Genomic DNA, 21727 nt, shown 5'->3' with positions numbered 1-21727 from the left:
GACGCTGCGGGCTCTCTGGGACGTCAGCCGATTCGACAAGGCGCATGCTTTACCCCGATAGCTCAGAAGAAGACCTTCGCCAGCGACAGCGCGCCCTGCCGCCACGCGTCACGGCTCGTCGCACCGCTGCTCGATGAGGCGGCCGTGCGGTGTTCCCGCCACCATGCGTACGTGCGGAGAATGGCGTCCTGATTGGACAGCCGTGGACGGAAGCCGAGCCGTTCGCGGGCCTTGTCGATGCTGACATAGGAGTCGGCGAGCAGCTTGCGCGCCAGCCGCCCGTACACCGGGGACAGCCGGCTGCGCTCCAGCAGCCGGAGCCCGGCCAGGGCCGGTCCAGCGGGCAGCGAGACGACCCGCTTGCCGTGGCCGGCCGCGTCGAGAACCGTCTGGAAGTCCTCACGCAGCGTGCCGAACTCGGCGGCGGCCAGGTTGTAGGTGTCGTCGGCGACGTCGGCCGGCGCGTCGAGCACGATGGCCACGGCGTCCACCAGGTCCTCGATCGCGAACATCTGGATGCGTTTGTCCCCGCTACCGAGCACCGGGAAGTTGCGGCCCTCCTCGGCCCACTCGAAGAGCATCGCGAACAGGCCCATCCGTCCGGGACCGAGGAAGGTCTTGGGGCGCAGGATGGGCACGCACATGCCGTCGGCCCGGTACTTCTCCGCCAGCTCCTCGGCCGCGGCCTTCGCCCTGGTGTAGGGGTCGACCGGCGCGCGCGGATGCTCCTCCGGCGTGGGCACGAGCGTCGGCAGCCCGTACACGGCGGTGGAGGAGATGTGCACCAGCCGCGCCACGCCGGCTTGGCGCCCGGCCTCCAGGACGGTGCGGGTGCCGCCCACGATCAGGTCGTGGATCTGCTCGGCCGGGTAGCTCGGCAGCGCGCCGGCGCAGTGGACGACCGCCTCCGCCCCGGTCATGGCCTCGGTCATCAGTGACAGGTCGCGTACGTCGCCGATCCGGTGCCCCGCCGTCAGCAGCGGGTCTTCCTGGGGGCGCAGGTCCACCCCGAGCACGTCGTGGCCGTCGAGCACGAGCCGGCGGGCCAGGTGGCCGCCGAGCATCCCGGCGCTGCCGGTGACTACGACCCGGCGGGCCATCGCGATCCCACCTTCTCTCGCACGAATCCCGCGAGCAGCCGCGGCAGGCCCTTGGCCAGCGTCTTGTCGAGGCTGTCCAGGAAGTACTCGACGTCTTCCTGTTCGATGGCGAGGGTCGGCGCGACGACGAGGGGGTTGTCGGCGTTCGGGCTGTAGTACGAGACGATGCCGTGCTCGCGGTAGAGGTCGGCGATGACCGAGAGCGTGATCAGCTTGGTGCGGAACTGCGGGTCGCCGGAGAAGCCGGGCGCGAGCTTGGCGGCCAGGTCGAGGACCTTGGGCCCGCCGCACAGGAACACGCCCCACAGTGCGCCGACCCCGCTCACCCGGCCGACCACGTCGGGGTGGCGCTTGTGGATGGTCTGCAGGCCGGGACCCAGGATGCGCTCGATCTGCCGGGCCCTGGCGGGATAGTCGTCCTCGACGACGATGTTGACGGCCTCGATGGCGGTGGCGGTCTCCTCGCCGAACCCGTAGTAGGTGGTGCTGTGCAGGATGACGTCGGAGAGCCGGTCGTAGGCCTTGCGGAAGACGGGCTCGCGGGCGGTGTACCCGGCGATCGACGCCTTGCCGCCGCCGAGGGACTTGGAGTAGACGAGGAGGTCGGGCAGCAGGTCGGGGTAGCGCATGAAGTAGAAGAGGCTGCCCGTCTTGCCCCAGCCCGTGTAGACCTCGTCGAAGATCAGCATGATGTCGTTCGCGTCGCAGAGCCGGCGCAGCTCGTACAGGTCGCTCTCCGACCAGCAGCGCATGCTGGACGCGCTGAACGGCTCGGCCATGATCGCGTAGACGTCGCACCCGCCGTCGGGGGTGCGGGCGGCCTCGACGGCCGCGCGGACGGCCGCGATGTCGCCGTAGGGGTAGACGACGATGCCGGGGAGACCGGGGAAGCGGAAGGAGTTCTCGGACGATCCGGTCAGACTGCCCGCGCCCAGGGTCTTGCCGTGGAAGCTGATGTCGGAGCGGAGGATGGTGTCGCGGCGCCCCTCGTGGTACTTGTACGCCATTTTGACGGCGCCCTCGTTCGCCTCGGCGCCGGAGTTCGGGAAGTAGGAGATGTTCAGGTCGCCCGGCAGCAGCTCGGCGATGTTGTGGCTGAGGGCGGCCACGTACGGCGAGAAGAACGCCTTGTGCACCTCCATGCGCCGGCTTTCGGCGAAGCGGCGCCGCGCCTGAAGGATGCGGGGGTGGTTGTGGCCGTGGTTGAGTACGCCGACGCCGCCGGTGACGTCAAGTACCTTGCGGCCGCCGCGGATCTGGATCCAGGCGCCCTCGGCGCTCTCGACGAGTTCCCGGCCGAAGCCGAAGGAGGTCATGAGGTTGACCTGACTGCGGCTGACGTACTTTCTGTACAGCTCTTGGACCTGTTTTACCGTGAAACTTTCACACTCGTCCACGCCGATCAGTTCAGACACGTGCGCCCTTCCCCGTTCGCGCGAATTCGGCTGGTGCCCGGCCTTCTTCTCGGCGGTGAGAAAAGGTGAGACATGTCGCCAACAATGTCGAATCCGCCTATACCCCGAACCATACAAATTTGTGTAGGTCGGCGGCGGGCTGCGCGACGGCGAAGGAGAAAAAGCGGCCGGGGGCGGATCGCCGGATATTTATCAGTCAGATCTCGCGGTGAACGTGGATGATTTCCCACGTGCGGGGCGGCAGGCCCCTCGTGGTCATGTAGGCGGGCGGGATCCAGACGCCCCGCCGCGCCCGCCGGACGGCCTGCGCCTGGTCCTCCTCGGTGTCCTCCTCCCTGGCCCGCTCGCGGGCGAACAGGCGGAGCAGGTCGTGCATGCGGTACCGGTCGTGGCCGTACGCGTCCAGAAGCTGGGCTTCCGCGAGGTGGTCCAGCAGGTCGGCGGTGCGCGGCTCGGGGCGGTCGGCCAGGGCGGCGGCGGCCGCGACGCTGATGCCGCCGCCGGTGCCGCCGAGCAGGCTCAGCAGCCGGAACATCCGGGAGGACTCGGCGTCCAGGCTTCGGTAACTCATCATGAAGTACGCCCGTACGGCCTGGTCGTCGGCCTGGAGCTCGGACAGGCGGCGGTCCTCGACCGCCAGCCGGTCGGCCAGGGCGCGCAGCGACAGTCCCGGCCGGGCGATCAGCCGGGCGGCGGCGATCCTGATCGCCAGCGGCAGCCCGGCGCACAGCCGCACGATCGCGCGCGCCGCCTGCTGCTCGGCTGCCACGCGCTCCTCCCCGATCAGGCGGCCGAGCAGCGTGGAGGTCTCGTCCTCGGCCATGACGCCGAGACGGAAGTGCGAGGCGGCGTCCAGCGAGGTCAGCATCCTGCGAGCGGTGACCAGCACGCGGCAGGTGGGACTCGCGGGCAGCAGCGGGCGCACCTGCGCGGCGTCGCGGGCGTTGTCGAGCAGGAGCAGCAGGCGCCTGCCATCGGTCAGCGAGCGGAAGCGGCCCGCGGCCTCGTCCAGGTCGGGCCGCCCGGCCAGGTCGTCGCCGAGCGAGCGCAGCAGGCGTGCCAGGACGTCGGCGGGGTTCAGCGGCGCGACGCCGGGTGTGGAGCCGTGCAGGTCCACGTAGAGCCGCCCGTCCGGGAACCGGCCCGCGACCTGATGGGCGACGTGCACGGCCAGCGCCGACTTGCCGATCCCCGCGGCGCCCGTGATCGCCGAGACGGCGGTCGTGTCGGAGGCCGAGGTCAGCATCGTACGCAGGCGGGCGATCTCGGTGGCCCGGCCGGTGAAGGCGGCCAGGCCGATGGGCAGCTCGGCCGGGGCCCGGCGGGCGGCGACCGCGCGCAGCGGCGTCAGGGCGGGGTCGTCGGCGAGGATGCGCTGGTGCATGCGGATCAGGTCCGGGCCGGGATCGATGCCGACCTCGGCGGCCAGCGTCATCCGCGCGTCCTGATAGATCGTCAGCGCGTCGGCCCTGCGGCCGGAGCGGTACAAGGCCAGCATGAGCTGTGCTCTGAGCCGCTCGTTCAGCGGGTCTTTGCGGGTCAGAACCTCCAGGTCGGCGAGCATCTCGCCGTGCCGGCCGAGCGCCAGCCGGGCTTCCAGCGAGGCGTCCACGACGCTCGCCCTCAGCCGCTCCAGCCGCGCCGTCTCGCAGCGCAGCGGCGTGGGCAGGGGCAGCTCTTCCAGGACGGACTCGCCGCGCCACAGGCAGAGGGCCCGGGTCAGCCGTTCGAGCGCGACGTCATGGCGTCCGGCGGACAGCGCCCGCTGCCCCTGCGCGGCGAGATCCTCGAACAAGGTGACGTCGACCTCGCCAGGCGTGACGCGCAGCACGTATCCGTTGGAGCCCGCCTCGATGCGGGAGGGGGAGCCGAGCGCCTTACGCAGCGCGGAGATGTAGGTGTACAGGTTCGACTCCGCGGTGGCGGGAGCGCACTCGCCCCACAGCCAGTCGAGCATGCGCCGGCTGGGGATCGCCTTGCCGGTGTTGAGCAGCAGGGCGGCCAGCAGCACCCGCTGTTTTCGGCGTCCGAGCGCGATCGGCCTCCCATGAGAGGTACGAACCTCGATCGGCCCGAGGATCTTGAAATCCATACGACCACCCTGCAGTGCGCGGCCTTCACCGACAGGAACCGCACGATTGCACACGGATCTTGATTTGCCGCGACCAATGATCGACGGAAGCGACCTTGGAAGGGTACTTCCTGGAACGGAATAAGAAGATTACGCGTGCCGAATAGCCGGTGGCCAGTGCTGTGGGAGCGGTTCCACGCCCGGCTGAAATTTATTTGCGCGTCGATATGTGTGGCGCAAGGAATCCGTCTCGGCCGGTGCGCCGGGCGTGATTCGCCATACGCGGTCCTCACACGGCCATTCTCGTGCGGTTACCGTACCTGCCTGTATCACATTCAGAGCTCTTGAGACTCTGGCCCGCGACGCGGTGTAGGCCCCACATGGGCATCGTGCACGCGGTCGCCTCCGGCGAGTGGGGGACACTCGTCAACCCCAGCTGGACTGAACAGGGCGGCAACAGGGCATTACGCAGACATTTGCCGGAAGATCAGGACATGCCTCGCCCGGTTGCCGTGCTGTCGGCCACACTGTCGGGAAATGAAGTCAGTCATGGGATCGCCGAAGCAAGGTCGGCGGTGGATCACTTGGGTGGTGTCGCTCCTGGCATTGGCCGGCTGCACCGAGGCGGCAACGCAGGCGGCCAGAACGGCGACTGTCGATTGCGACCGGATCGCAGGTAACGGTCGGACGTTCTATGAGAGCAATCCGACGTACACGGATCCCTTGGACGACGGTGCGGACTGGTCGCCGACCTCGCCGGAGGAGCAGGGGATGGATTCCGCTACGTTGCGTGTGGGGCTGACCAAGCTCGGGAACAACGCGTCGTTGTTCAGCGCGCTGGTCATCCGACACGACCGGCTCGTGACCGAGCGATATTTCCACGGCAGTGGCGCGCAGCGGAGCAACAACATTCACTCGGCGTCGAAGAGTGTTCTGCAGGCGCTGGTGCACATCGCGATCGCGAAGGGTTACATCGGAAGCCTGGACGACCCGGTGGCCGGCTACCTGCCGGAGTACTTCGGCAACGCGTCGCCGGACAAGAAGAAGATCACCCTCCGCCACATGCTGACCATGAGGTCGGGTCTCGACTGGACGGAGGATTCGACCGAAAGCCAGGTCGAGAAGGCATCGGACTGGGTTCAGGCGATTCTCGGCCGTCCGCTCGTGTCCGTCCCCGGAACGGCGTACAACTACAGCACCGGCAATACGCATGTGGTCTCGGCCGTGCTGCAGAAGGCCACTCACATGGGCACCTGCCAGTTCGCCCAGCAGTATCTGTTCGGGCCGATGGGCATCACGGCCGAGCACTGGGGCCGAGACCCGCGCGGTGTCTTCTCCGGCGGGTACAACCTTTACCTGACGCCACGGGAGATGGCCAAGTTCGGCCTGCTCTATCTGCACGACGGCAAGTGGGGTGGCGAGTCGCTCGTGCCACAGAGCGCGGTGCAGGCGGCGCAAGCCCGGACGACACAGGTCGATGACACATTCGCCTATGCCGAGGGCTGGTGGACGTACACCGTCTCCGGACGCTCGACGTACCTCGCCTGGGGATATGGCGGGCAGTTCGTCTATGTGATCCCCAGCGCGGACATCGTGCTCGTGACCAGCGAGAACACCGGCAACAACAGCATCAACAAGGAGATCGACTCAAGGGCGTTCCTTCGCGACTACCTGCTGCCCTCCATAACCGGACCCTGATTCCGGTGGTGACCAGGAGCTGCCCAGCGGTGTCGGGGCCCGCACCGTTCACGGTGATCAGGCGCCATGTCCGGTGTGTGCATGCCCGCTTCCCGGTCATGGCCGACAGATCACGTTGAGGACCCGAGGTCAGTCAGTCGCTGGGTCAGACCCTGCATGGAGGCGCTGTCAGTCGTTGATCGTGTTCCCGTGGTTGCGGCGCTGGACGTACAGGCGGTTGCCCTGCGGCCCTGTCCATTCCACCCGCACGATCCCGGGCACCGCCGTGTCGGCGACGCGCGACGGGTCGGCCCAGTAGCCGTATCTGGGGTTGCGGAAGAACGTCGCCCACAGCCGGCCGCTGCGATCCGCGAAGATGTTGTTGTGGCCGGCCCCGACGCCCAGGGTCCACCGTCGCGAATACGGTCCCTCGAAGTGGTCGGAGACGGCGACGACCGCGTCGTAGTGGTACTGCTCGCGACCGGCGCCGGCCGGGTCGTAGGCGTAGCGGGTGCTGCCGTCGGCGTTGGTCGAGGATCGGTTCCAGGCGGCGTGCAGGAGGTAGTACTTGCCGCCGTGCTTGAAGACGTACGCGCCTTCCAGATACGGCTCGGGTGAGTAGGGCGTCTGCTGGAACATCGGGAGGTTGGTGGTCGGGACGATGTCCTCCATGTCGTCCCGGAACTTCGCGTACAGGTTGTTGTGCAGGACGAGCCAGGCCTCGTCGCCTTCGGAGTAGAGGCCGCCGTCGATGTGGTGGTAGGCGCCGGGCTTGATGAAGGCGGGCCCGCCGATGAAAGAGTCGCCGAAGGGCTTTTCGAGGTTGCCTCGGACGACGCGGTACGGGCCTTCGACCCCGCCCTCGCTCACGAGCATGAACGAGCCCACCTTCTGCGAGTGATCGCCCATGCAGGCGACGATGTACCACTTGCCCCGGAAATAGTGCACTTCCGGGGCCCAGACATCGCCGCGCTTGCCGAACTGGCCCTCGTCGGTCCAGTACTCCTGCCACGGAGCGACGACCGTGCGCCCGGCCCGGTTCTCGTCGGCGAACTCGGGCGACCACACCTTGCCCCTCTCGGCGCCGGGGCGGATGCCGGTGGTGTCGGCCAGCCTCCACGGCCCGCGCAGGGACGGGGACGTCCACACGAAGACGCCGTCGTTCCACGGGGCGGCCCCCGCGAGCCCGGCCGACCGGGTGGTGCCGGTGGCGACGTAGATCGGGCGACCCTTGACGACGAAGCAGTTGACGTACGTGTCCCGCATCCAGACCCGGCCGAGTTCCTTGTCCCGAGGGCGCAGCTCCAGCGGCAGGATGAAGGAGTTGTCCTTGCGCGGCCACAGGTCGAGCCGGGTGTCGGCGAGGCCGTAGGGCTCGAGGTCCGGCCAGTTCGACGGGTATCGCGTCGCAGCCGCCTGCGCGGCGGTCGCGGGCAGTGCCGCCGCTCCCAGAACGCCGGCGGCGCCCGCCAGCAGGGACCGTCGGTTCACGTTCAACCTGTTCTCGGAACCAGTCATCAGTCACGTCCTTCACATCAGCGCGGCCTGCGGCGAGTGTGTCCAGTTGCTAAAATGTCGTCAATAACCCGGCAAAAATTGCTGACAATCGCACAGGTAGGTCGGCGGCTGAGCGGCGGGACTTCAGGGGTATCCGCCAGGGCGGAGCACCCTGCTCACCGAGCGCCGGAACGCGGCTCGCATCCCCATACGCCGGATAGGTCCCATGCGGCCATATTGGTCATTTAATGCCGGTGCTCTTCGCTAAGATCTTCAGCGGCAAGGCTGTAGCGCAGAGGTCGTCGCGCCTTACAGCAGGTTGGAGGACGTCGGTTCGAATCCGACCAGCCTTGCCCCAAATCGGGGAAGTCATCGGTGGGGGTGTGGGTGTCGGTCGTCGATCCTGACTTGACCGGGACACCGTCGCTCGGATCAGGAACCCTCCCCAACCAGGCCGAGATCGAGACCTGCCTGCGGGTGATGGCCCAGGCACGCGCGGCGGATCCGGCCGATCCTCAATGGGCGGTCGTGCACGAGGCCGCAGCGCACTTGTACCGGACGGGGAAGAAGACACGGAAGGCGTCGCGGCACGCCGAGCGCAGGCGACGCGACCGCGAGGTCACGGCGGCCGCAGCGCGCTATCAAGAGCAGGATCCATCCCCCGAGCTCGTCCCGCCGGCAGCCTCGACAGACCCCCGGGATCAGGTCGGTTCCGCAGAGCCGGATCCGCCGGGTGACCGGTCCGCGCCGATGCGGCGCACGCTGGTGGGCACGCGACGCTGTTACGTCTGCAAGTCCGCCTACCAGCAGGTGCATCCGGAATACCACCTGCTGTGCCCGGATTGCGCCGAGGAGAACCTGGCCCGTCGGCACGCCCACTGCGACCTGCGTGGCCGCCGGGCGATCGTGACCGGGGGACGGGTGAAGATCGGTTTCCAGCTGACGCTGAAGCTGCTGCGCGACGGCGCGGACGTCCTGGTCACCACCCGCTTCCCGCGGGATGCCGCCCGTCGGCTCGCGGCCGTGCCCGACGCCGAAGCGTGGCTGGACCGGGTACACGTCCATGGTGTCGACCTGCTCGATCTGGCGGCCGTCGCGGGTCTGCTGGAGTTCGTTCAGCGGCGTTCCAGTCATCTCGACATCCTCGTCAACAATGCGGCCCAGACGATCCGCCGGCCCGCCGTGTACCACCGCGAAGTGCGCGCGGCGGAGGGCGCGCCGCTGAGAGGCCTGGCCGCGCGGATCGACGTGGCGGACGTATCGGGTACAGCCGCGCCCGCCGTCGCCGCGCGGCTGGAACCCGCGCCGGCGGTCGCGGCTCCTTCGGACTCCGGGCAGGCCGTCACGCGGCGGGATGCCCTGGAGGCGCTGTTCCCCGCCGGGCGGACGGACGAGACCGGTCAGCCGCTGGACCTGCGCGACCGCAACAGCTGGAGTCTCCGGCTGCACGAGGTGGACCCGGCCGAGTGGCTGGAGGTCCAATGGGTGAACTCCTTCGCGCCCTTCCTGCTGACGTCCCGGCTGCGCGGTCTGCTCGAGGCCTCGCCGTGGCCAGACCGGTACGTCGTGCAGGTCTCGGCGATGGAGGGCAGCTTTTCCCGAGAGCAGAAGACCGTCCGCCATCCGCACACCAACATGGCCAAAGCCGCCCTGAACATGCTGACCCGCACCGCCGCCGCGGACTATGCGGCCTCGGGCATCTACATGAACAGCGTCGACACTGGCTGGGTCACCGACGAACGCCCCCACCCGGACAAGACCGCTCAGCGGGAGGCGGGGTTCCGCCCGCCGCTGGACGTCATCGACGGCGCCGCCCGGGTCTACGACCCGATCGTGCGCGGTGTGGGCGGGAACCGGGTGTCCGGCCTGTTCTTGAAGGACTACCGACCGGTGGATTGGTGATGATGGAGCCAACGCCCGTACGCTGCCCCGCGATCGAGCACGTTGACGTGCCGCCGGCCGATCCGGTGGACCTGGGTCCGCTGGTCTCCCGGCTGGCCGCACCGGCCCCGGTGGCGGCCGACGAGACCTTCCCGCTTGGCACCGTACGGCCCGATGGCCGGGTCGACCTGTGCAAGCAGGGCCTCGGCCCGGCTGGTGCGGCGCGGCTGCTCCCGGCCGCGGTGGCTTCGCCGCACGCCGTCCATCTGCTGCTGGGCACCAACGCCATCGGGAACGACGGAGCCCGGACCATCGCGGACGCGCTCGTTCCCGGCCACGGCCTGGAGACTCTCTACCTCGGCTGCAACCGCATCGACGCGGCAGGCGCCGAGGCGCTCGCCGGTCGACTGGCCACGGACACCACCGTGCGCGCCTTGTGGCTCAAGCGGAACCCGGTGGGCGACGACGGAGTCCGCGCCCTCGCCGCGATGCTGCGCCAGAACACGACGATCCGCACTCTCGACCTGGTCAACACCGGGCTGACACGGGAGGGACTGCGGGCGCTGCTGGTCGTGCTCACCGAGCGGCCGAACCCGGTCGAGCGGCTGTTCCTGGGCGGGAACGGGCTGGGCCCGGAGTCCGGCGACCTGCTGGCCGCGCTGATCCGGGACGCCGGGGTACGCGAGCTCTACCTTCCGGCGAACCATCTCGGCGACGCCGGTGCGGCCACGCTCGCCGCGGTGGCCGACCCCGCCAAACCGGTGCGCCTGGGCCTCGGTGGCAACGGCATCGGGCCGGACGGTGCACGCGCGCTGGCCGACGCACTCAGCGGTATCGAGGCACTCGACCTGGGACGTCCGCCATCGGAGCGGAGCCTCGGCGCACCCGCGAACGTCACCGGAGACACGGGCGCGGCCATGCTGGCCGCGGCTCTGCCCGGCAGCCCACTGCGTCGGCTGGAGCTGCGCCGGACCGGGATCACCGGTCATGGCGCCAAGGCCCTGCTGGCTGCCGTTCCCGACGACACCTGCCTGGAATACGTCGGGTTCGGCCCCGGCGTGCCTCGCCGGGTGAAGCGTGTGCTGGCGCCACGGCTCCGTCCCGCCGCCCGGACCCATCCGGACCTGCACGCGATCGGGAGCCTCTACCGGTGAGCGCGGCGCCCCCATCGGCCGATCTGCCACCTCGTACGCCGTCCCGTTCGTATCCGCCGCACGAGGCGTCCCGGTTGCGGCGGATCCGGCGGTACGCGGTGCCCCCGTGGATGGTCGATCAGGCGACCGAACGACGGCTCGCCGGCGACTGGCGTGGCGCCTGCGCCGCCGCCAACGTCGATGTCACCTTCGACCTGCCCGACATCGCGAACGCGCACGGCGACGCTGTCGCTACGGCGCTCGAGGGCGACCTGTGCACCTTCGCCCCGGACCTGCTGCGCTGGCACCTGCCCCGTCTGGACCGCGGGCGTACGACGATCGTGCCCGACCAGGTGATGGTCCTGGGGCGGCTGGGTGAGGCCTCGGACGCCCCGTACCTGTACCTCGAGACGCCCCGCTGGATGGTGCACGGTCCGCAGCGGCTGCGCCTGCGCGTCGGGCCGGTTCACCAACCGGACACCTATCTGGAGACCGACTGGGCATACAGCGCGTTCTGGCGCAACGTCATCCAGGACTGGAGCTCGTCGCGCCACCTGTGGGATGTGCGCCATGCCGACGACCTGCGTGAACGCTGCGGCGGCGACAAGGCTCGGGCTCCGTTCTTCCACGGCGACGGCACACCGCGCAGGGCGGAAGAGCTTCCCACGGCCGACCCTGGCCGCGCGGACCCGGCGTCGCTCACCGAGTGGGTCACGCTGCTGCACGAACGCGGCGAGGTCGAAGCGGCGTTCGGGGCCGTCGGCATCGATCTGGACGCCGTGCCGCTCGAGATCGAGTCCTATTACGAGGTGAATCCGCTCGACGTTCTCGCGCGGATGCCCCTTGCCTTGACCCGGATGGAGGCGGAGATCCGTCGCCTCGCGGCCTCAGTGGGAACCGACCGTTTCTGGCTTCCCTACCGACAGTACGCGGCGCTCCTCTTCGAGACCGACGGACTGGATGTGGGGCTGCGCGTCCGAGTCGTCGAATTCGAGATGGGCACGGAGCCCGCGGACACGGTGCTTCCCGAAGCGTGCTGGCGCCGCCTGCCCGACCTTGATCTGCTGCGGGACGGCTATCCGCCGGAGCGGCTCCATCCGCTCGTACGCGAGGCCCTGTTCCCGAGCCGCGCCGCGCACGGCGTTCCTGTGGGGCCGTCCGGCCCGGAACTCCCGAAGCCGGTCCGCATCCGCTGCCGCGGCGAGTGGCACGAGGTTTCCTTCTGTGACGGCGTCCTTCACATCCCGCACAGCGCGGAGGAGCAGCAGCGGGAGAGCGCCATGCGGGCGTTCGGGGGCGCGATCGCCGGATGCTTCGCCGCACGGCATGCGTGGACGTCCGGAACCGGCCGGCTGCCCAAGGCCCTGCGCGACCAGCGAGGAGAGCTTTTCTCGCTGGTCCAGCACGGCGACCTCCCAGGAGTCCTACGGCTGCTGGACGCCGGCGTGGATCCACGCGTCCGTGATGGCCGACGGCGCACCCTGCTCCACATGCTGCACTTGCTCGAGCCGGGCGTCGATCCAAGGGCGCCGGACCGGTTGCGACGCCTCGACCACGATGGTCTGCTCGGGCGGCTCCTGGCGGCGGGCCTGGACATCGATGCCAGGGATGAGAGCCGGCGCACGCCGCTGTTCTCCGCGATCTGCGGGGACGGTTCGGTGGCGCTCGTCCATGCGCTGCTCACCGCAGGGGCGCGGATCGACCTGACCGGCGAGATCCACGGCGAGCCCGTTTCGCTCCACCGCCTGATCGACTGGCTCGAACGCGATGACCTGGACTTCATCACGGATCGGATCGAACGCGAGCATCCGGAACTCGCCGAGGAAGAGTGAACGCTGTCAGCACGCCAGTTCCCGCCCCCACAGCCGGTGCACCAGCGCCGCGCCGCACGCCGTCGTACCCACCGGACGAGGCGTCGAGCCGACGGCGGATCCTGCGGTACGCCGTTCCCCGGTGGATGATCGAGCGGGCCACCGAACGACGTCTCGACGGAGACTGGCGCGGCGCCTGCGCGGCCGCGAACGTCGACGTCGCGTTCGACCTGGCCGACATCGCCCGGGAGCATGGCGGCGCCGTCGCGGCCGCCGTCGAGGACGACCTCCTCCATTTCGCACCTGACCTGCTGCGCTGGCATCTGCCGCGCGTCCTGGAGGGACGTACGACGCTCCGCACCGGCCAGACGGTGACATTGGGCGGTTACCCGGGTGCGGCCAAGGCCACGCAGTATCTGCACGTCACCACGCCGACGATGGTGGACGGGCCGCAGCGGCTACTCCTGTGCTTCGGCCGGATCGACCAGGTCTTCAGCTCGGGCGCTCATCGGCACGCCCTTCATAACTGGACCATGCTGCGGCACCTGTGGGATGTACGGCACACCGGCGCGCTGCTGGAACGCCATGGTGGCGGAAACCGGCCGCCGTTCTTCAACGCGGACGGGACCCGGCGCGCCGCCGAGGACCTGCCCACGGCTGACCCCGGTCCCGCCGACCCGCCGGCCCACGCCGAATGGGTGACCCTGCTGCATGAGCGAGGGGAGATCGAGGCGGCGTTCGCCGCGGCGGGGATCGCGCTGGATCCGTCACCGCTCGAGACCCGCTGGGGCGCCACGATCGATCCGTTGCTTGTTGCGGAAAAACTCCCGCTGGCGCTGACCAGGCTCGAGCCGGAGACCCGGCTGCTCATCCGCGAGGGCTTCGGGCGTCGCTTCCAGATTCCGCATCCCTACGGCAGTTCCCTGCTGCTCGAAGGCAGCAGGTGGGCCGGCAAACTGTGGATCCGGATCATCGACCCCGAGGAGATCACAGGCACCCCGGTGCTGCCCGAGGCGTGCTGGCGGCGGCTGCCGGACCTCGACGTACTCCGGCATGGCGACGCGGATCCGGACCGGCTGCATCCGCTGGTCCGGGACGCGCTCTTCCCGCTGCGTGCGGACCCCGCCGATCCGGTCGGACCGCCAGAACCGCGGCTCCCGTCCCCGGTTCGGGTGAGATGCCGCGGTGAGTGGCACGAGGTGTGCTTCCAGGACGGCGCGCTGCGGGTGCCGCACAGCGCGGACGAGCAGCGGCGAGAGCAGGCGATGCGGGCGTTCGGCGGCGCGGTCGCCGGCTGCTTCGCCGTGGCGCGGGCAGTGTCCTCCGGCGAGGGCCGGCTGCCGAAGGACTTGCGGGAGCAGCGGCGGGAGCTGTACAGCCGCGCCCAGCACGGTGACACGCCGGGAGTGCTCAGGCTCCTCGACGCCGGGGTCGACCCGCGGTTCCGTGACGGTCGGCGCCGCACGCTCCTGCACGCGCTGATCCATCTGGACCACGAGGTCCTGCTGCCGCGCCTGCTGGCGGCCGGGGTCGACCTCGAGGCCGTGGACCATAACCGGCGCACGGCGCTGCACGTGGCGGTCGGGGACAACGGCTCCGTCGCGCTGGTACGGGCGCTGCTGGCCGCCGGAGCGAACCCCGACGTCGCCGACGACGCGGGCCAGTCGCTCTCCCAGCTCATCCGCTTCTACGAGCGCACCGACCTGGACTTCCTCCTGGCCCTGCTGGACCGGGACCGCCCCGCTGGATGACGTGGAAGGACGACGAACAGTGAACGTCACCGACGAGGACTTCGCACCGGATCCGCTGGCCGCGGCCGACGAACTGGTCCGCCGGCTCGGCTCCCAGCGAACGGAGCCGGCCGCGAACCCGCAGCTGGAGGCGCTGTCGCTCGCGGTGTCGGCGAACCTCCCCGTGCTGTTGTGGGGCGAGCCGGGAATCGGCAAGTCCGCCGGCCTCCAGCAACTGGCCGCCGGGCTCCGCCTCCCACTGGAGACGGTGATCGCGAGCGTGCACGAGCCCTCCGACTTCGCCGGCCTTCCGATCATCGGTGATGATCCGGCCACCGCCGGGGTGCCGATGGCCCCACCGGACTGGGCAGTGCGGCTGACCGCAGCCGGGCGCGGGCTCGTGTTCTTCGACGAGCTGTCCTCCGCTCCCCCTGCCGTCCAGGCAGCGCTGCTGCGGGTCGTCCTCGAACGCCGGGTCGGCAGCCTGCCGCTCCCGGAGTCGGTCCGTGTGGTCGCCGCCGCCAACCCGCCGTCCAGCGCCGCGGACGGCTGGCACCTCAGCCCGCCACTGGCGAACCGGTTCGTCCACCTGCAGTGGACGCACGACCCGCGGACGGTCGCACGAGGCATGGCCGGAACCTGGCCGGCCGTGCCCTTGCCGCTCATCGACCCGGCCCGGGTGCCCAGCGCGGTCGCCCGCGCCCGCGGGGTGGTCTCCGGGTTCCTCACCGCACGGCCCGGCCTGGCCCACCACCTGCCCGGCGACGCGGAGAGCCGGGGCCATGCCTGGCCGTCGCCGCGTACCTGGGAGATGGCGCTGCGCCTGCTGGCGGTCGGGTACGCCGCCGGCGCCGACCAGAAGGCGGTCGCGGCCGCGGTGATCGGCGCGGTGGGCGACGGCGCGGGTCTGGAACTGCTGGCCTACCTCGAACAGCTCGACCTGCCCGACCCGGACCGCGTTCTGGCCAATCCGGCCGCCTTCGCACTACCGGAGAGGGGCGACCGGCAGCTCGCCTTCCTGACGGCCGTGGTCTCAGCAGTGCAGAGCGACCTCACGCGGCGGCGCTGGGAGGCCGGCTGGGCGGTGCTGGCCAAGGCCGTCGACGCCGGCGTACCCGACGTCGCGGCCCGGGCCGCCGCGGATCTCGCGGCGCTGCGCGACACCGACTGGCCGGTGCCGAGCGGCATCGACGCGTTCCTCGATCTGCTCCAGCTGTCCGGCGCGCTGCCGAGCGCTTTCTGACCCATGACCGAATTCGACCGGGTCAAGTTGCTCGCCGCTCGGTACCTTGCCGCGAGCGACCGGCCGTACCTCGCCTCCGCGCTCTACTCGCTGACGGTCGTGCCGAGCAGCGCCGTGCCGACGATGGCCGTCGACCGGCACTGGCGGTGCTACGTGTCACCGGCGTTCGTCGCGGCGACGTCCGTTCCCGAACTCGCGGGCGTATGGATCCATGAGCTGGCTCACGTGCTACGCGACCACCACGGCCGTGCGGACCGGCTACCGGCCACCGACCAGCTCGACCGGCTGCGCGTGAACGTCGCCCAGGACTGCGAGATCAACGATGACCTGCTCGCCGACGGCCTGACGCTGCCGGAAGGCCGGGTGGAACCCGGCACCTTCGGGCTGGCGACCGGACGACTGTTCGAAGAGTATCTCCCGCAGCTGCCACCGTCCGCCGTCTGCTCCGACTGCGGCTCCGGCGCCCACGGCTCACCGGGTGATTGGGATATCACCGGTGACGGCGGACCGGGCGTCAACACGGTCGAGGCCGAGGCTCTGCGTCGGCATACCGCCGAGGCGATGCGCGCCCACCGGCGCAACCGCGGCAGCCTCCCGGCCGGCTGGCAACGCTGGGCGGAGCAGATCCTGGAACCGACGGTCGACTGGCGCCGCGTGCTCGCGGGCGCCGTACGGGAGGCGGTCGCCTGGGCCACCGGGGCGGTCGACTACACGTACCACCGCCCGTCCCGCCGCACCGCCGCACTGCGCGGCGTCGTGCTGCCGAGCCTGCGCCGCCCACTGCCGGTCGTCGCGATCGTCATCGACACCTCGGGGTCCATGGGCGAGGACGACCTCGCGGCGGCCCTCGCCGAGGTCACCGGCGTGCTGCGGGAGGTCGGCGTCGGCGGCAATCGGGTCACGGTGCTCGCCTGCGATGCCGACGTGCGGACCGCTGCGCGAGTGACGTCCGCGCAGCAGGTGAATCTCGCCGGTGGGGGCGGCACCGACATGCGGGTCGGCATCAGGGCAGCCCTCGCCCTGCCCGAACGGCCCGGCGTCGTGATCGTGCTGACCGATGGCTTCACTCCATGGCCCGAGGCACCGTCGTCGTCCCGCCTCATCGCCGCGCTCATAGGCACGGACCCACCGCCCCCGCCCGCCTGGGTCGAGGCCATCCGCGTTCCTCGAACCGCTGACGCGTGATACGCCTGCCGGTCCGTACCTGCAGACAAGATCACGTCTTGTGTTTGCTCGCCTGCTCTATCTGATCATGCTCCGGGTGTTCAGCCGGCTGATTACGCTGAGCCGCAGCCAAGCGTCGAAGGACGCGGAGATCATGATGTTGCGCCACGAGGTGGCGGTGCTGCGGCGGCAGGCCGGGCTCCCGAAGCTGGACTGGGCCGATCGGACCGTTGCTGTGGCCGGGATTCTTCCCATCGTCGTGTCGGCCTGTGCCGATGCCTGCCGCGCTGTATCGCATAACGCGAGCAACCATCGAGCAACCATGCGTCCGTGACCGTCGCCATTATGTGCCCTTTGTCTCATATCTCGGCACGCTTGTGGTGGGCCAGGTGTCCGTGACGAGGCCCAGCCCCACGGCAGGTCGAACGCGTACGAGCAACCAACGAGCAGTCATCGGTAAGCGATGTGCGTCTGCTCGCCAGGATGACTTGTAGTCGCTTCGAAGGCGATGCAGAGATCCTGCTTGACGTGCATGGATGTGATTTTCGGTAGGCGCAGTGTCAAGACATACGAGGAGTGGCTGCTGAGTAGTTGAGTCAGCGGCCCAGTTGGTGACCGCCCCGAAGACATCGGTGAGCCGGAAGGCCAGATGCGCATTTCCACCTGGGTATCCCCGGCTAATTACTCATCATCGAAGGTTGTCATCTCCGTCCCCTGACATGTGGTGGACCTTGACGCCGGATCGACAGCGGGGGTCGCCGATCGTGTCGTGCAGACGGGTGAACAGGTCGGGACGGATAAGTAGATCCGCTCCTTCGGCTGCAGGCAGGAGCGGTTCGTAGTTACCGTCGTGGACGAGGTGACCGTGCCACTGGCGGCAGACAAGTGCTTGGCCTGCGGCGTCGCTGAGGCTGAAACCGCAGATGCCCTCCGTGGGTTCAAGGCCGAGGGCTGCCACGACGCTGGGGGCGGGCGCGAGTACGTAAAAAGGCAGGCCGAGGCCGCTCAGGGTGCGTGGGCGAGGCGCGTCTATCAGGCGAGCCGTCAACGCTTGGTCTCTGGTGCTGATGTGCTCGGCTGCTGACTCGATCGTAAGGCCGAGATACGCGCGAACATCTATTGACGGCCTCTACAGCGCAAGGTCTATCGGCATGGTTATTGACGGGCTTTCCTGTCCCCCTCACCGTCAAAGGTGTCGGACAGGTGGGCGGCTCTCCGATAGGCGTGGACGGCTGCTCCATCGGTCATGAGGTTCGCCAACCGCACGGAGAACCAGGTCATGACGGTGTACGTCGTAATTCTCAGAGGACGCAGGCCGAACTTGCAGGCGCTCGGAAACGCGAGCGAGCTTGTCAAAGAAGTCATACGGCCCATTATCGAAGTAGTTGCCCGACCCACGGACGCGCACATCAACGATGTCGTGAATCGTCTCGTTGGGCAGGTCGACGAATTTGACGCGCACATCGGTATCGATCTGGCATTCGATACCAGACCTCTCGCGCCGAGGTTCGGCGAGTCAGGGGCGAGAGAGGCCCTGCGGATTCTCGCCGATGAGTTCGACGCGTACTCCTTTCGCCCGGTCATCCACACAGACGACCCGCCCGAGGATCTTGATGAGGTGAGGCACGCCGCCGCCGAACAGCACAAGGGTGTATGTCTGCGCGTGGCCGAGCCCTTCGCGTGCAAGCTGAGCGACTCACGTATTCTTCTGGACCAGCTTCACGCGGTCGGCGAATCGGCGGGGCGTGCCGATGTGGTGCTCGATTGCGGCCACGTGTGCTCGGCCGCCGACACGTGCGCTGGGGTGGCTGGCCCGCTGCTGCATTTGCGTGAGCATGACTGGCAGGTCACCGTCGCGGCGGGCTCATTCCCGCCGCCTCCTCCGAAACCCTTCATCCCGGCACGGCAACCTCGGGTGAGCCGGATTCCGAGGCTGGAGGCCGACCTGTGGACCCAAGTGAGGGAGCGGTGGCCCGAGGTGGGCTACGGCGACTACGGAGTTGATTACCCCGGCGGCGCACCGGTCGACGACGGGGCCAGGCCCGACCCCAATCTGCGCTACACCACCGGCCAGCAGTGGTCTGTGTATGCCTGGCCGAAAGAGGGCGGCAAGCACACCTCCTTCTTCAAGCTGTGCAACGCCCTGGTCGGATCTCCTGACTGGCCGTCGGCTGGGCCGGACTTCTCCTGGGGCGACCGCGAGATTGCCAGAGCGGCCCGCGGCGACGGCGGCCCTGGCGGCGGTAGCCAGTGGAAGGCGTATTCCCTGTCGCACCACCTGGCCGCCGTCGTGGACTCCCTCAACGGGGCACGCACAGAGTGACTCTCACGCGCCGTCGATTCCATAGCGGGCGTGAATGGCCTCCAGCCAGGCCACCGCCAGAGCCGCGACCTGAGTAACCCCGTCATAGACCCGTTTCCGCTGCTCGTCGCGCTCAGGCGCTGGCGCCGGCTCGTACACCTCGGCGGCGACCTGGCCAAGCTGGGCCATCAGCGCCACCAGCCGCCCGCGATCCTTTTCGTAAAGGTCCGCGCCGACGGGGGCGCGGCGGCCCCGTTCACGCTCGCGCAGGACATCGTCGAACGCGGCGCCCAGCCGCATCCTGGTGGCGTGCGCCTGTACCGCCTCGACGAGGAACTCGGCCACCTGCCGAGGGTGGGTCGCGTCGGCGATCTCGAAGTACAGGGCGTTCTGCTCCTCATCGCCAGCGGTCACCGCCCAGGCGCCGTGGTCGTCTTTGTCCGGGTTGGACTGGCCCGGGACGACGGTCCAGGAGGCCAGGTCGACGGTACCGATCTGCTCGGGAGCAGGTATCGGAGTGGTCATGATCATCACCATCTCGAACGTGGTTTCGGTTATGAACGTACGCTCCGATGTCGGCCGAAGCGACAACGGGATGCGTGGTTCAGTGGCCCATCGTGCCGGGATTGCATGATCAGGGTCGTGGAACTGCCACGCGGGTTGTGTGGCGGGTCGGCGACTTGACAGCCTCCTTTGGTCGGTGGCGCGCTGGCCGATACGCGTGCGTTCGGGGTTTGGGAACTTCCTGGTGCCGTGTCCCGCTCGGAAATATAATTTCGGCTCTGAGCTGGTGTTTTGCTGCATGATCAGGGCGGCGGCTGGGACCATCGCGAGGTGTTGGTGTCGCTTGTCTACCGGTTGGTGCGAGGCTTGTACGTCCTGCTGGCGGTGCTGGTCCGCGCTGATCTGTCCAAGGACGTTGAGCTGCTGGTGCTCTGTCACCTCATCCGCTACGTCGGCTGGGACCCCAAACGGCCTCGTCCTCTCCAGCCGACCATGCAACCCTTGGCCGCTGTGAAGATCTTGCCCGCCACACCGACAGGACCGGATCCCCAAGTCAACGGCATTGCCGAAGACCGTACAGTCCCGCGGCGGGCTGGACCTGTCCATCAGCTCGCTCTTCGCGGTGGGGGCGATCGCGGTGGGCGTGCCGATGAACCCTGCCGCGAGCAGGTCCGAATGCACCGTTGCCGGAACCGTCGCCGGAATGGGGCCACGGGTTCGGCGGTCCGGCGGGATCCGGTCGGCGGCAGCTTCAACGGTCTATCCGGAGTGGAGGGCCATGCGGCTGAGCATGGTCATGAGAGCTCGCGCGAGCGGATGACGTTGGCGTACCAGCGGCCGCTGTCCTTCAGCGTGCGGACCTGGGTGTCGTAGTCGACGCGGATGATCCCGAAGCGTTTCGAGTATCCATACGCCCATTCGAAGTTGTCCATGAGCGACCACAAGAAGTAGCCGCGCACATCGACACCTTTTTCGATGACGTCGAATACTGCCTGAAGGTGCCGCCGGATGTAGTCGATCCGGTCCTCGTCGTGAATCATCCCGTTGTCGACGGTGTCCGGGAAGGCGGCGCCGTTCTCGGTGATCATGAGGGGTTGGTTCGGGTATCGCTCATGAAGTTCGGTGAGGAGGTCACGGAGGCCGTCTGGATCGATGTTCCAGCCCATCTCGGTCAGAGGGCCCCGTTGGGTGAGGAACTCGACGTCTTCGGCACCGGGCCAAGGAGAAGCGGTCGAGCGGCCATGTCCGTCAGACCGCTCCCGACCGCCTGACCCGTCCGACATCCGCACCCGGTTGGTGTTGTAGTAGTTGACGCCCAGAACGTCGATGGGCTGGTGAATGATTTCCAGATCCCCATCCTGGACGAAGGACCAGTCGGTGATGTCGGCCGTCGTTTCCAGGAGCCGGTCGGTGTAACGACCCTCCAGCATCGGCCCCAGGAACGCGTCGTTCGACAGCGCCTCCACTTTTGAGCGCCCGGTCTCGCCACTCGGGCCGTCCGGGCGGAACACGTGCAGGTTGAGCGTGACGGAGAACTTTGCGTCGGGTTTGACCTCCGAACGCATCGCCTGGATGGCCAGGCCATGCGCGCGGTTGAGATGGTGCACGGCCAGCAGCGGCTCCAGCCTGCTCGTGCGTCCGGGCGCGTGCACGCCGCTGCCGTAGCCGAGGTAGGCCGAGCACCAGGGTTCGTTGAGCGTGGTCCAGGTGTCGACACGGTCCCCGAGCGCGGAGCTGATGACCCGCGCATACTCGGCGAACGTGTCGGCGGTGGCTCTGCTGGTCCACCCTCCCTCATCCTCCAGGGGTTGGGGGAGGTCCCAGTGATACAACGTCGCCACCGGGCGGATGCCGCGTTCGAGAAGTCCGTCGACCAGGCGCGAATAGAAATCGACGCCCTTGTGGTTGGTCGGGCCCACGCCGGTCGGAATGACCCGCGGCCAGGCGATGGAGAACCGGTAAGCCTCGAGTCCGAGCTCGGCCATCAGGTCGAGGTCGGCGTCGAGACGGTGGTAGTGATCGTCGGCGACGTCTCCGGTGTCGCCGTTGAACGTCCGACCGGGCGTGTGGCTGAAGGTGTCCCAGATCGACGGGCCGCGCCCGTCCTCGGTGGCGGCGCCTTCGATCTGGTACGCGGCCGTCGCGGACCCGAAGACGAACTCGTGGGGAAACCTCACTGGAGCTCCTCGCGAAAGGTTT

Annotated in this window: 15 protein-coding genes and 1 tRNA gene; 10 read left to right on the top strand and 6 right to left on the bottom strand. The window is 69.0% G+C overall.

Annotated elements, in window-relative coordinates; all coding sequences use genetic code 11:
- Positions 1-62 precede the first annotated feature (62 nt).
- The 3 genes from AB0B91_RS21265 to AB0B91_RS21255 form a co-directional block, all read right to left on the bottom strand.
- A complete protein-coding gene (locus tag AB0B91_RS21265; protein WP_358321969.1) occupies positions 63-1100 on the bottom strand; it encodes an NAD-dependent epimerase/dehydratase family protein in 1038 nt (345 codons plus the stop codon).
- Positions 1082-2416 (bottom strand): aminotransferase class III-fold pyridoxal phosphate-dependent enzyme, encoded by a 1335-nt coding sequence (locus AB0B91_RS21260; protein WP_358321966.1) that lies wholly within the window; start codon positions 2414-2416, stop codon positions 1082-1084. The genes AB0B91_RS21265 and AB0B91_RS21260 overlap by 19 nt, the downstream gene beginning before the upstream one ends.
- A gap of 295 nt (positions 2417-2711) precedes the next feature.
- A complete protein-coding gene (locus tag AB0B91_RS21255) occupies positions 2712-4607 on the bottom strand; it encodes a BTAD domain-containing putative transcriptional regulator (protein WP_358321963.1) in 1896 nt (631 codons plus the stop codon).
- A gap of 750 nt (positions 4608-5357) precedes the next feature.
- Here AB0B91_RS21255 and AB0B91_RS21250 point away from each other — a divergent pair.
- Entirely contained in the window at positions 5358-6284 is a 927-nt protein-coding gene (locus AB0B91_RS21250; protein WP_358321960.1) for a serine hydrolase, read from the top strand.
- 168 nt (positions 6285-6452) lie between these two features.
- Here the strand turns inward: AB0B91_RS21250 and AB0B91_RS21245 are convergent, their stop codons facing one another.
- Positions 6453-7754, bottom strand: a complete 1302-nt coding sequence (locus tag AB0B91_RS21245; protein WP_358321957.1) for a family 43 glycosylhydrolase — start codon at positions 7752-7754, stop codon at positions 6453-6455.
- Positions 7755-8041: 287 nt separating this feature from the next.
- Here AB0B91_RS21245 and AB0B91_RS21240 point away from each other — a divergent pair.
- The 9 genes from AB0B91_RS21240 (at position 8042) to AB0B91_RS21200 (ending at position 19045) form a co-directional block, all read left to right on the top strand.
- Positions 8042-8113, top strand: a tRNA-OTHER gene (locus AB0B91_RS21240).
- 55 nt (positions 8114-8168) lie between these two features.
- Positions 8169-9662, top strand: a complete 1494-nt coding sequence (locus tag AB0B91_RS21235; RefSeq protein ID WP_358321954.1) for an SDR family NAD(P)-dependent oxidoreductase — start codon at positions 8169-8171, stop codon at positions 9660-9662.
- Positions 9662-10795: a gala protein gene (locus AB0B91_RS21230; RefSeq protein ID WP_358321952.1), complete on the top strand. Its 1134-nt coding sequence runs from the start codon at positions 9662-9664 to the stop codon at positions 10793-10795. Before AB0B91_RS21235 ends, AB0B91_RS21230 begins: the two co-directional genes overlap by 1 nt.
- Positions 10792-12606 carry a hypothetical protein gene (locus AB0B91_RS21225; RefSeq protein ID WP_358321949.1) on the top strand — a complete coding sequence of 605 codons (1815 nt, stop codon included), beginning with the start codon at positions 10792-10794 and terminating at the stop codon, positions 12604-12606. The genes AB0B91_RS21230 and AB0B91_RS21225 overlap by 4 nt, the downstream gene beginning before the upstream one ends.
- The gene (locus AB0B91_RS21220; protein ID WP_358321946.1) at positions 12603-14336 is read left to right on the top strand and encodes an ankyrin repeat domain-containing protein; all 1734 of its coding nucleotides are present in this window, start codon (positions 12603-12605) and stop codon (positions 14334-14336) included. Before AB0B91_RS21225 ends, AB0B91_RS21220 begins: the two co-directional genes overlap by 4 nt.
- A gap of 19 nt (positions 14337-14355) precedes the next feature.
- Complete coding sequence (locus tag AB0B91_RS21215) at positions 14356-15558, top strand: AAA family ATPase (protein WP_358321943.1); 1203 nt, start codon at positions 14356-14358, stop codon at positions 15556-15558.
- A gap of 3 nt (positions 15559-15561) precedes the next feature.
- Positions 15562-16743: a VWA-like domain-containing protein gene (locus tag AB0B91_RS21210; protein WP_358321941.1), complete on the top strand. Its 1182-nt coding sequence runs from the start codon at positions 15562-15564 to the stop codon at positions 16741-16743.
- A 40-nt stretch (positions 16744-16783) separates the two neighbouring features.
- Positions 16784-17056, top strand: a complete 273-nt coding sequence (locus tag AB0B91_RS21205) for a hypothetical protein (RefSeq protein ID WP_358321938.1) — start codon at positions 16784-16786, stop codon at positions 17054-17056.
- A 945-nt stretch (positions 17057-18001) separates the two neighbouring features.
- Positions 18002-19045, top strand: a complete 1044-nt coding sequence (locus AB0B91_RS21200) for a hypothetical protein (protein WP_358321937.1) — start codon at positions 18002-18004, stop codon at positions 19043-19045.
- Between the two features lie 3 nt (positions 19046-19048).
- On the opposite strand, the gene AB0B91_RS21195 is transcribed toward AB0B91_RS21200, so the two are convergent.
- On the bottom strand, positions 19049-19549 hold the full coding sequence (locus AB0B91_RS21195) for a hypothetical protein (RefSeq protein ID WP_358321934.1): 501 nt from the start codon (positions 19547-19549) through the stop codon (positions 19049-19051).
- Between the two features lie 773 nt (positions 19550-20322).
- Entirely contained in the window at positions 20323-21705 is a 1383-nt protein-coding gene (locus AB0B91_RS21190) for a GH1 family beta-glucosidase (RefSeq protein ID WP_358321931.1), read from the bottom strand.
- Positions 21706-21727 lie beyond the last annotated feature (22 nt).

This window comes from Nonomuraea sp. NPDC049141 (assembly GCF_040648415.1).
Classification (GTDB): domain Bacteria; phylum Actinomycetota; class Actinomycetes; order Streptosporangiales; family Streptosporangiaceae; genus Nonomuraea.
Note: the sequence above shows the minus strand (reverse complement) of the source record. Positions and strands in the feature narration are given on the sequence as shown.

Bases quoted from the DNA above. Each gene is read 5' to 3' on its own strand.
- AB0B91_RS21230 (WP_358321952.1), top strand. From the start codon at position 9,662: ATGATGGAGCCAACGCCCGTACGCTGCCCCGCGATCGAGCACGTTGAC.
- AB0B91_RS21200 (WP_358321937.1), top strand. From the start codon at position 18,002: ATGACGGTGTACGTCGTAATTCTCAGAGGACGCAGGCCGAACTTGCAG.
- AB0B91_RS21260 (WP_358321966.1), bottom strand. From the start codon at position 2,416: ATGACCTCCTTCGGCTTCGGCCGGGAACTCGTCGAGAGCGCCGAGGGC.
- AB0B91_RS21250 (WP_358321960.1), top strand. From the start codon at position 5,358: ATGGATTCCGCTACGTTGCGTGTGGGGCTGACCAAGCTCGGGAACAAC.
- AB0B91_RS21210 (WP_358321941.1), top strand. From the start codon at position 15,562: ATGACCGAATTCGACCGGGTCAAGTTGCTCGCCGCTCGGTACCTTGCC.
- AB0B91_RS21255 (WP_358321963.1), bottom strand. From the start codon at position 4,607: ATGGATTTCAAGATCCTCGGGCCGATCGAGGTTCGTACCTCTCATGGG.
- AB0B91_RS21265 (WP_358321969.1), bottom strand. From the start codon at position 1,100: ATGGCCCGCCGGGTCGTAGTCACCGGCAGCGCCGGGATGCTCGGCGGC.
- AB0B91_RS21195 (WP_358321934.1), bottom strand. From the start codon at position 19,549: ATGACCACTCCGATACCTGCTCCCGAGCAGATCGGTACCGTCGACCTG.